The sequence below is a fragment of the Pseudanabaena biceps PCC 7429 genome (assembly GCF_000332215.1).
GTDB classification, from domain to species: Bacteria; Cyanobacteriota; Cyanobacteriia; order Pseudanabaenales; family Pseudanabaenaceae; genus Pseudanabaena; species Pseudanabaena biceps.
This window is the reverse complement of sequence record NZ_ALWB01000196.1, coordinates 1-10,636: the sequence shown is the minus strand read 5'-3', so window position 1 is coordinate 10,636 and position 10,636 is coordinate 1. Positions and strand designations below refer to the sequence as shown.

The 10,636-nt window shown below is 45.2% G+C and carries 8 protein-coding genes; 4 read left to right on the top strand and 4 right to left on the bottom strand.

Annotation, left to right across the window (positions count from 1 at the left end; translation table 11 throughout):
• Positions 1 to 223: 223 nt before the first annotated feature.
• The gene (locus PSE7429_RS17905; protein ID WP_009628724.1) at positions 224 to 373 is read left to right on the top strand and encodes a chlorophyll a/b-binding protein; all 150 of its coding nucleotides are present in this window, start codon (positions 224 to 226) and stop codon (positions 371 to 373) included.
• Between the two features lie 171 nt (positions 374 to 544).
• Here PSE7429_RS17905 and PSE7429_RS17900 read toward each other — a convergent pair whose 3' ends face one another.
• The 3 genes from PSE7429_RS17900 to dnaA all read right to left on the bottom strand — a co-directional run bounded on the left by PSE7429_RS17900 (position 545) and on the right by dnaA (position 5,789).
• A complete protein-coding gene (locus tag PSE7429_RS17900; protein WP_009628723.1) occupies positions 545 to 1,384 on the bottom strand; it encodes an ATP-grasp domain-containing protein in 840 nt (279 codons plus the stop codon).
• A 132-nt stretch (positions 1,385 to 1,516) separates the two neighbouring features.
• A complete protein-coding gene (gene alaS, locus PSE7429_RS17895; protein ID WP_009628722.1) occupies positions 1,517 to 4,159 on the bottom strand; it encodes an alanine--tRNA ligase in 2,643 nt (880 codons plus the stop codon).
• A gap of 148 nt (positions 4,160 to 4,307) precedes the next feature.
• Positions 4,308 to 5,789: a chromosomal replication initiator protein DnaA gene (dnaA, locus tag PSE7429_RS17890; RefSeq protein WP_009628721.1), complete on the bottom strand. Its 1,482-nt coding sequence runs from the start codon at positions 5,787 to 5,789 to the stop codon at positions 4,308 to 4,310.
• Positions 5,790 to 5,873: 84 nt separating this feature from the next.
• Between dnaA and pdxA the strand changes: the two genes are divergently transcribed.
• Entirely contained in the window at positions 5,874 to 7,016 is a 1,143-nt protein-coding gene (pdxA, locus tag PSE7429_RS17885) for a 4-hydroxythreonine-4-phosphate dehydrogenase PdxA (protein WP_009628720.1), read from the top strand.
• A 344-nt stretch (positions 7,017 to 7,360) separates the two neighbouring features.
• Here the strand turns inward: pdxA and rplI are convergent, their stop codons facing one another.
• Complete coding sequence (rplI, locus tag PSE7429_RS17880; protein ID WP_009628719.1) at positions 7,361 to 7,822, bottom strand: 50S ribosomal protein L9; 462 nt, start codon at positions 7,820 to 7,822, stop codon at positions 7,361 to 7,363.
• Between the two features lie 210 nt (positions 7,823 to 8,032).
• Here rplI and PSE7429_RS17875 point away from each other — a divergent pair, with 210 nt between their 5' ends.
• Both PSE7429_RS17875 and PSE7429_RS17870 read left to right on the top strand, forming a co-directional pair.
• Complete coding sequence (locus PSE7429_RS17875; protein WP_040689395.1) at positions 8,033 to 9,166, top strand: FecR domain-containing protein; 1,134 nt, start codon at positions 8,033 to 8,035, stop codon at positions 9,164 to 9,166.
• A gap of 345 nt (positions 9,167 to 9,511) precedes the next feature.
• Positions 9,512 to 10,555: a ligand-binding sensor domain-containing protein gene (locus tag PSE7429_RS17870; RefSeq protein ID WP_158467652.1), complete on the top strand. Its 1,044-nt coding sequence runs from the start codon at positions 9,512 to 9,514 to the stop codon at positions 10,553 to 10,555.
• Positions 10,556 to 10,636 lie beyond the last annotated feature (81 nt).

The following is a 10,636-nucleotide window of genomic DNA, read 5'->3' as shown; positions in this document are numbered from 1 at the left end:
CGTAGCAAGGCTTTTATTTTTGGGCTTTTAAAATTTGCCAGCTTAACCCGAACTGACGTTTTTTTAATTCACGAAAGTGTGACAACACTTTCGTGAATTGGTATAACTTGATCGAATCTATCTTTAGTAGGATAGACCGTTAAGAAATATAAAGTATTATTAAGACAAGCAAAGATTCTTATCTTCAAAGTTAACAGTCTAAACATCAAAGGAGATTATTGCAATGTCTGACACTACTACAGAACCCAAATTTGGTTTTAACAACTTCGCTGAAACTTGGAACGGTCGTCTTGCAATGCTTGGCTTCGTTATCGGTTTGGCAACAGAGTTGCTCACTGGTCAAGGTATTCTTTCTCAAATTGGCTTAATGTAATTCTTCTTCCATAGAAAAAGAGAGAGGGGAGTGTTATGCGCTTCCCTCTCTCTTTTTTATGATTTATAGATGCCGCCAGTTTTGTTAGGACAAAAATAAACCCAAAAATAGGGTTGCCACGCTCAGCGTGGCAACCCTATTTTTGGGTTTTCCTGATATAGTTGACGGCAGCTACAATGCTGGTGTGCTTAGATACTTTAAAATCCTTTCAAAAAGATTCACGATCGCATCTTCTCCGTTGTCTCGAATGAAGATATCAAAATTAGGATGGGAATTTGCTTCGATTAACCAGTACTTACCCCGATCATCTAGCGCCACATCTAGCCCAACGTAGGTGATCGGCATTTTCTGGAAAATCGGTTGAATAAACTTAGCGATCGCCTCTAAAGTTTCTGGGTCGGTTACTTTTTTGGCGATCGCTCCTTCCCAATGTAAAGGGCTGAGATTGCCCGTAAATTCTGCCTGCGAGAAATCCTTGTCATACAAAATTATCTGTTCGCCATTGAGACAGACAGAGCGATATTCTTTCACAATATTGATCGGCTCTTGAGCGAGGGCAACATAGTCATAACTCTTAGAATTAATATTAAAGATGGTATTTAAAGCATTTCTCATTTGCTGCGGATCGTGGCATTTGAAAACATTGCTTCCCCCCGAACCCCGATTTCTTTTTAAAATGAGTGGCAACTCAAAATGTTTCTCGATTTCCGTCAGAATTTCGTCAATAGAGGAAAATTGCAAATACTCTTTATATTTTTCATCGCAATAGGGAGAAATATAAGATATAGTGCGCGGCATCTTCACCACATCTTGGAAAACTTGATAAAAATACTGTTTGTCTTTAAAAATTTCGGCAACAGATTGAGGAGTCAATGGCGTTGCATAGTTAGTGAAGTAAACTGCGCGATCGTCCAGCTTAACTTTGACTAAATTCTGATTGGGATGCAAGATCTCATAGTCAAAGGACAACTTTTTACAAGCTGCCATTAACATTTTGATATTCGTCAGCATAGTTATTAAACTCTATAAAATCAGTTTGGAAAATCGAAAGGGTGATTGGCGGTGCGAAGCACCGCCAATCACCCTTTCGATTTTTTGTCCTATAACGTGGCGACAGCTATAAAACATAGAAAAAATAAAAAACTAAGAATTGCTAAGAACCTGTCTTAATTGAGTTTCAGCCACTTCAAGCGCTTCTGGCAACTTACTCGCATCCTTGCCACCAGCTTGGGCGACGTTGGGACGACCGCCACCGCCGCCGCCGCAGATCTTAGCGATCGCACCGACAAATTTACCAGCTTGCAGTCCTTTCGCTATGACCTCCTTACTGAAGCAGGCAACCAATGTCACCTTTCCGTCTGGGCTAAAAGACCCAAGGACGACCGCACTATGTCCTAACTTTGCCGATAGTTTTTCGGCAGCAGCTTTAAGAGCTTCTGCTTCGATATCGGGAAGTTGGGCAACTAGGATCTTAAAGGAACCCACCGCTTCGGCTTCATGGATGAGGGTATCAGCTTTGACGAGTGCTAATTCTTGTTTGAGAGTTTCCACCTCTTTGTGGGCATTTTTAAGCTCCTGTTGCAGCCCTGTAATCCGATCGCTAATTTCTTCGGGTTTAATCTTGAAGCGATCGCTTAAATCCTTGGCGATATTGTCGCGGACAGTTAAATATTCGAGGACTGCTTGCCCTGCGATCGCTTCGATCCGCCTTACCCCAGAGGCAACACCAGCTTCCGAAATGATTTTAAATAAACCAATTTCGCTAGTGTTTTTTACATGAGTGCCGCCGCAAAGTTCCATTGATACGTTAGGAATATCCATGACGCGAACTTCAGCACCATACTTTTCGCCAAACATGGCGATCGCTCCCTTAGCCTTGGCTTGAGCAATTGGCATCACTTCAATTACCGAATCATGGGCTTCGGCAATCCAGTTATTGATTTGCAGCTCGATTTGCTGAATTTCGACCGCAGTCACGGCTCGATTGAGATTGAAGTCAAAACGGAGGCGATCGCCATCAACTAGAGAACCTGCTTGGGAAACATTAGGATCGACGATCTTTTTGAGAGCGGCTTGTAATAGGTGGGTGGCGGTATGATGCGCTTGGATGCGGCGGCGATCGGATACAGCAATTTGAGCGTTAACATGATCCCCGACCGTGATTTCACCCCGTTCTATCTGTCCGATGTGAACGAATAAATCGGCTTGCTTCTGGACATCACTAATCTGGGCGATCGCTTCACCAATGGCGAGATAGCCCTTATCTCCTACCTGTCCGCCTGACTCGGCATAAAAAGGAGTGCGATCTAAGACGATTTGAACCTTATTACCTGCGATCGCCGTTTTTACGGACTCTCCATTAACCAGAATCCTTTTCACCTGAGCCGAACTGCTCAGTTCCTTGTAACCGAGAAATTCCGTTTTCCCAATTTCCTTTGCAATATTTACCCAGCTATCCTTTGCCATCAGATCGATGTCTTCATGGGCAGCTTGCGATCGCTCCTGTTGCTTCTTCATTTCCGCATCGAATCCTTCCGCATCGACAACAAAGCCTTCTTCTTCCGCAATTTCTTGGGTGAGTTCAAATGGAAATCCGTAGGTGTCGTAGAGCGTGAAAGCATCTACACCTGAGATCGTCTTGCTCGATTGAGATGCAGCTTTTTCGAGGATTTCTACTAGTAGTTTTTCGCCCCTCTCTAGGGTTTGTAAGAAGCGAGTTTCCTCTATTTGAATTTCGTCTTTAATGACTTTTTCCCTTTCACGGGTATTGGGATAGACGGATTCCGAAAGGGCGATCGCCACTTCTGCTACTTCCGAGGCAAAGGTTCCAGAAATGCCAATTAAGCGTCCATGCCGCACCACACGCCGCAATAGACGACGCATGACATAACCACGACCGACATTGGAAGCATTAATACCATCAGCAATCATATGGACGACCGAACGCACGTGATCGCCGATCACCTTCAGCGAAGTCTTTACCTTTTCATCGCTCTGGTGATAATCAAGCCCTGCCAGATCGGCTGCTTTTTTGACAATTGGGAAGATTAAATCCGTTTCGTAATTATTGGGAACGCCTTGCAATACCTGAGCCATCCGTTCTAATCCCAAGCCCGTATCAATATTTTGCTTTTTGAGTTTGGTGAGACTACCATCGGCTTCGCGATTTAATTCCATGAATACGAGGTTATAAATCTCTAAAAATCGCGAATCATCTTCTAAATCAATCGCATCGTCGCCCAATTCAGGATGAAAATCAAAATAGATTTCCGAGCATGGACCACAGGGCCCTGTCGCTCCCGATGCCCAGAAGTTATCGTCACCCATCCGCTGAATCCGATGGGCGGGAATACCGATCGCATCGCGCCAAATCGCAAAAGCATCCTCATCGGTGTGATAGACACTTACCACTAGGCGATCGGGCGGTAATTGAAATACTTTCGTGACTAATTCCCATCCCCAAGCGATCGCTTCTTTTTTGAAGTAATCGCCAAAGCTGAAATTGCCTAACATTTCAAAAAATGTATGATGACGGGCCGTTCTGCCGACATTTTCAATATCATTTGTCCGAATACATTTCTGAGATGTCGTAGCGCGGGGGACTTCCGCCTCCTGCTGTCCTAAAAAAATTGGCTTAAATGGTAGCATTCCCGCGATCGTCAGTAATACAGTCGGGTCGGCAGGGACGAGCGAGGCACTAGGCAATACCTTATGATCACGCTCCTCAAAGAACCTGAGGAATTTTGACCGAATTTCAGCACCAGTAAGAGAAGGAAGGCTAGCCATAAAAGTTTGAATTAATCAAGACAGGTAAATTTTTTGTACATGTATTGTAGCAACGTAAGTTTTGCTTAGGGCAGAAAACCCAAAAGATGAGTAGCAGCGCGAAGCGCTGCTACTCATCTTTTGGGTTTTGAATCGCTATGAATTATCCCTAATTTTTAGTTTGGGCAACTAGGTAAATGCGATCGCTTAATTGGCGTAATAACTGAGCAATATCCCCATCAGTGGACTGCAATTGAGCGACTTTTTCGCAGCTATACATGACCGTAGTATGGTCTTTACCACCGACTGCCTCGCCAATTTTGGGTAAGCTGAGATTCGTATGTTGGCGCATCAGATACATCACGTATTGACGGGCTTGACTAATTTCGCGGCGGCGAGAATTGCCCAGCAGATCGGCTAGATCGATATTTAGAGTTTCTGTAACCACACTTAAAACCATCTCTGCCGAAACTTCCACAGGTTCTTTAGGGGGATTAAGCACGGGCGCGACATTTTCCACCGTCATGGGCAGCCCTGAAATCGAAATATAGGCAACGGTTCGCACCAACGCTCCTTCCAATTCGCGAATATTGGAAGTGTAGCTGGCGGCGATGTAATGGAGGACATCGGCGGGAATTTTGAGGTTGTCGTATTCGGCTTTCTTTTGCAAAATTGCCATACGGGTTTCCAGATCGGGAACTTGAATATCGGCAATCAAACCCATCGAAAAGCGCGAGCAAAGACGCTCTTGTAAACGGGGAATCTGCGCAGGAGGGCGATCGCTCGCTAATACAATTTGTTTGCCCGTTTCATAGAGCGTATTAAAGGTATGGAAAAATTCTTCTTGAGTGTATTCCTTGCCTTCAATAAATTGAATATCATCGACGATCAACATATCGATCTCGCGATATAGCTCCCGAAATCTCTGCATACTATCTTTACGAATTGCCGAGATTAGATCGTTCGTAAACTGCTCCGTAGATACATAGGCAATTCTGGCTTTCGGATCGATTTCCAGACGGTAATGGGCGATCGCTTGCATCAAATGGGTCTTGCCTAAGCCCACGCCACCACATAAAAATAAGGGATTAAACTCACGCCCAGGCGCTTCGGATACAGCCAGAGCTGCCGCATGAGCCATCCGATTGGTGGAGCCAACTACAAAACGATTGAAATTATACTTGCGATTGAGGTTGCTAGGGCGCGGTGCATTGCCATTACTCTCGGTCTGAGAATTACTCTGACCATTATCAAGGGGCGGTGGGGGAATGGCGGCTGCCATGGCCTGAACAGCCTCAGCGGCGATCGCTGTTTCAAGCATCCCATCCTGACTAACTTCATCTCTACCATCAAGATTTAGATTGAGTTCGGGTTGTCCCGTGGGCGGATCACTACTAGGAGCCGCGACGATATGAATTTCGACAGGATAGCCAAGAATCTCGGTAACCGCATCGGTAATATTTTGAAAATAATACTTATGCAGCCAATTTTTGGCAAAAAGAGAGGGCGTACGAATGGTCAAGCGATCGGCCGTAAGCCCATCCGCCACAACTGTCTTGATCCATCCTTCATAGGTAGGACGGCTAAGTTGGCTTTCAAGCAGTTCGAGGACTTGATTCCAGAGGGTTTCTAAGGAAATATCAACTGACATCGTTGGTGGTGGTCAAGAGGGCTAACGGCGGATCACGATCTTATCGCGTGTATTAAAATTTTGGAGAATTACTTAATTGACTTAATGAATACTCTGCGGAATTCCCATATAAGCTCTGTAGCAAAATCTCATTCTAGCTCTAGAGCGCGAATAGCTCTCACTATAGGCGATCCCGCAGGAATTGGTACGGAAATCATTCTAAAGTCTCTTGCCACTCGCCATTTAGATGGTGCTTTAGAGCCGAATTTAGATGCCTCTTTAGATCGTACTTTAGCCCGTAATTTACGTGGTTTAGAGGCTACATTCACGATCTTTGGCGATCGCCGTTACTTGCAAGAAACCTATAATTTGTTAATAAATCATAGCAATCTGCCGCTTGCTGATCCTGAGTACTTAGAGATTGTCGATATTTGCACCGAGGGCGATATTGCCTTGGGGATCGGCAATCGGGCAAGTGGGGCAGCAAGTTTTGCCTATCTAGATGCCGCGATCACGGCAACCTTGGCGGGAGATTTTGATGCGATCGTCACCGCCCCGATCTCCAAGTCAGCATGGAAACAAGCGGGACATCACTATGCTGGGCAAACAGAACTGCTTGCCGAGCGCAGCCAAGTTGATGATTTTGGTATGTTGTTTGTGGGCAAGTCTCCCCATACCGACTGGGTATTGAGGACTTTGCTAGCCACAGTCCATATCCCTTTACAAGAAGTCACGCAGAGGCTCACCCCCGAACTGATCGAGCAAAAATTAGAACTATTAAGACGATCGCTATGGCGGGACTTTGGGATCGCTAACCCGCGCATTGCGATCGCGGGGATCAATCCCCATAGTGGTGAACAGGGACAACTGGGACGGGAGGAGCTGGAATGGCTGCAACCTGCGATCGAGCGCTATCGCCAACAACACCCCAATGTCCAACTTAGCAACCCCATTCCTCCCGATACCATGTGGCTCAATCCTGCCAAGGCTTGGCATGATCGCGATCGCACTGACCTTGGTTATGACGCTTATCTGGCGATGTATCACGATCAGGGTTTAATTCCCGTCAAGCTTTTAGCCTTTGATCGGGCGGTGAATACCACAATTGGATTGCCCTTTGTGAGGACATCCCCCGATCACGGTACTGCCTTTGATATCGCAGGTAAGGGCATCGCCGATCCCGCCAGTACGATCGAAGCGATCGCCTTAGCAGTAGAACTGGCAAATATACGCAAGCTTGCTTCTTAAGCTGTCATCAATAAAAGAATGAAAAGAATTGCGGCGCGAAGTGCCGCAATTCTTTTATTGGGTTCCTAATACATTTGGCGATAGCTACTGCTTTTCCAGTCAAGAAATAGCTGCCGTCATGTATCAGGATATAACCCCAAAAAGAGGATTGCTGCGCGGAGCGCGGCAATCCTCTTTTTGGGCGTAATTTTATCCTAACAAGACTAGCAGCAGCTATATATGTCTATTTCTTTAGTGGGAAGGGAGTCAATAAAAAAGGCGACCAAAAAAGGCGACCAAAAAAGGCAGCAAAAAAAGGCAGCAAAAAAAGGGCGACGCATTGCGTCGCCCTTTTTTTAGTTAAATTATTCGGGAATAACTTGGATCTTGATTGTTGCGGTGACTTCAGCATGAAGCTTGATCGAAACATCAAAAGTACCTGTTTGATTGATTTCAGGGATTGTAATATCACGGTGATCGATTTCTAACATCGACTTCGCGGTAATCAACTGAGCGACTTCGCGATCGGTAACAGTACCAAAGATCGCATTACCTTCACCAACTTTTTTCTTGATAATAAAACCGCCAATGGTCGAGAGCGCAGTCTTACGGCTTTCGGCTTCTTGACGAATGGCAATCAAACGTTGACGTTCGACTTCCTTACGTCTTTCAACTTCTTTAACCACACCTGAGGTAGCACGAATAGCTAAACCCTGAGGTATGAGAAAATTTTGAGCATAACCCGGTGCTACCGATACTAAGTCGCCGAGTTTACCTAATTTTGTAACATTTTTGGTCAGCATGACCTGCAAATTACTCTTTGCCATGTGCTTTTGACTCTTACTCGTTTGAAGATAGATTGAGATCCATGAAAGTCTGCCATCAGCACTCTTTCATCAATCATAATTAGAATTACTGATAGCTATGGTCAAACAACGATGTTAGAACTAATATGTATATATTAGAATTTACGGTTTTAACCAGACTTTCTAGTATAGCGAAAAAACTGGCTTTGTAGACTCTACAAAAAATTTACGATGCAGCGTTGGCAGTTATCTAAAATCTCTGGACGAATTTTGCCTCTTTTCGTCTTATCTCTAGGAGCTGTAATGCTGCCTAGTTGTGCATTTAATCAGCCAGCTAAACCTTTTAGCTCTGAGGCTTTACCGACGGAAGCGATCGCCGAAATCAGTGAAATTCGCAGTTATCCAGTGCGGGTTAAATACATCAACTCCAATGCCCCCAGACCTGCAACCGTTGGTGTACCCCTCAAAGTAAATGAAAGCGTCAGTACCGAAGATTCCTCAACTGCCCAAGTAACTTTACGCAGTGGGGCAATTATTCGCATTGGTGGGCAATCGAGTCTAACCCTCAAACCCCAAAATCAAGTTGAATTTAACAACGGACGTTTGGTCGCATGGGCAGCCAAAGATAGTCAAGCCCCCGCTCAAATCCAAACTCCCTTTGGTGAAATTTCTAGTAACGATGGCACTTTATACGTAGAAATTCCTACCAAGGCAGCAGAGGATCGTCGGGTAATTGCCCTAGATGGGACGGTTACAGTGTTGCTAAAAAGTACTTCCGAAATTGTAACGCTCGGTAAGGGTGAAGAAATTAGCATCAAAGCTAACGGCAAGGCAACAACTCCCAAACGCCTTGACAAAGAAAGTATTGCCAAAAGCATTGCCAATAATTCACTTATCTTTGGGTTTAGTACTCAGTTGGCTAGCCTGCCCCAAATTACATCGGAATTTGGCGTAACGGCTTCTGTCAAGGAAGCAAACAAAATCGAGTTTCGTCGCTCTGACTTACCCAAGCCTAGCGAAAGCCCGAATCGCAACAAGGTTACCTATACTTCTGGGGCGGCTAATAGCGATCGCAACGATCGCCGTGATGATAAGCCCGAACGCCCAAAGGAAGATACTACAGCGGCTAAAACCACTGAAACCCCATTGCCCAATGCGACCAGTAGTCCCGCACCCGCTAATAATACTAACTCTACGCCCGAACCTCAGCCCCAAAAGACTACTCAACCCTCTACTGTAACCACTAACCCCGTAGCAACTCCGGTAGAGCCACCACCCCAACAACCCGCTCCTCTAGAACCACCACCACAGCCCGTCCAGCCCGAAGTTCCCCCTCCTTCGACTGCTCCTAAAACCAAGCCCTAAAACCAAGCCCTAAAACCAAGCCCTAAAGTTAAGCCCTAAAGTTAAGTATCTAGGTGCAATTAAATATAAAACCCCAAAAGCTGTAGATCACGCACAGCGTGCGCTACAGCTTTTGGTTCTGGTTTTTAATTATGCCCACCTACTTAGAGCCTTATATAGCCTTAAATAACGTCATGCAACCTTAAATGGGGATAAAGCTAAAATTGGTGTGGCGATCGCAAACTCTTGTGTTAACATCTGACGCTTAAAAGGACACTGAATCAAGAGTGTCAACAGGGTGTAGTGAGGTGATTAAAGATGTTGGCAGCAAAAAACATATCAAGAGATAGGGCTAAAACTTTTTTATTGGCAATAACTGTTAGTTTAGTAAGTAATTTAGCAAGTTTATATACGTTGACCTGTGGCTTAGTTAATCCTCTTGAGGCGATTAATATTGACAGTCCTCAGACGCTCTCATCAATAAATACAGCAACAAGCCTTTACCTTGCCCGCAATCCCTCATCAAATCTAGATGGCAGGATTAGCTCGACCCTAGTCGATAATCAGGGCAGGTTGTGGATCGGTACTTGGCAAGGACTGAGGCAAATTGATTCCCGCTCTGGAACGGCGATCGCTTCTATATCCTTACCAAACTCGACTGTTACGACATTATTAGAAGACAATCGTGGTTATTTTTGGGTGGGGACGACTGCGGGGCTATATCAAATTGAACCCAGCTCTGGCAAGATTGAAAATATTGCCATCCAGCTATCTTCAAGTCGGATTCTCAGTTTAGCGATGGATCGGGCGGGATTTATTTGGGTAGGAACCGATCAAGGCATGACGCGCATTAGTCCCTATAATTCCGAAACCTATGCCCGTTTGCCCGACATTCCTGGAACAGCCGCTAATGTAATGCAGATCGACAATGCGGGCAATATTTGGGTGGGAACATTAAATGGTTTGTTTAAGATTAATCCTGGTACTGCCAAAATCATCGCTAGAATTCCCTACGTATCGGGGCAAATTGTCCAAGCTTTAACCATTGACCCAGCGGGAAAAATTTGGGCGGGAACACCACGCAATGTATACGAAATTAATCCGAATAACAATAAGGCGATCGCCCGTATTAATTCGGTGACAGGACGCGATATTGTCGCCCTCGCCAGTAATAAAAATGGCGAACTGTGGATTGGTATGCGCGATGGTTTAGTTCTTGCCAATACCTACAATGGAGAAATTACAGCATCTGTATATAATCTGCCCAGTAGCTCGGTGGTCAATTTGCTCATCAACAACCAACAGGTATTGATCGGTACTGAAGAAGGATTAGGCAAGATTAATACTAAGCTCAAACCATCAGAGATCCCACATGCCACGGCAGCCTTAATTTACAAGCTGTCGCCATAGCTGTTGCCCCAAAAGATGATTGGCGGCGCGAAGCGCCGCCAATCATCTTTTGCTCAAAGCCTGTAGATTTCACTACGGGCT

Coding starts and splice junctions, on each gene's coding strand:
- PSE7429_RS17905 (WP_009628724.1), top strand. CDS start 224: ATGTCTGACACTACTACAGAACCCAAATTTGGTTTTAACAACTTCGCT.
- PSE7429_RS17900 (WP_009628723.1), bottom strand. CDS start 1,384: ATGCTGACGAATATCAAAATGTTAATGGCAGCTTGTAAAAAGTTGTCC.
- alaS (WP_009628722.1), bottom strand. CDS start 4,159: ATGGCTAGCCTTCCTTCTCTTACTGGTGCTGAAATTCGGTCAAAATTC.
- dnaA (WP_009628721.1), bottom strand. CDS start 5,789: ATGTCAGTTGATATTTCCTTAGAAACCCTCTGGAATCAAGTCCTCGAA.
- pdxA (WP_009628720.1), top strand. CDS start 5,874: ATGAATACTCTGCGGAATTCCCATATAAGCTCTGTAGCAAAATCTCAT.
- rplI (WP_009628719.1), bottom strand. CDS start 7,822: ATGGCAAAGAGTAATTTGCAGGTCATGCTGACCAAAAATGTTACAAAA.
- PSE7429_RS17875 (WP_040689395.1), top strand. CDS start 8,033: ATGCAGCGTTGGCAGTTATCTAAAATCTCTGGACGAATTTTGCCTCTT.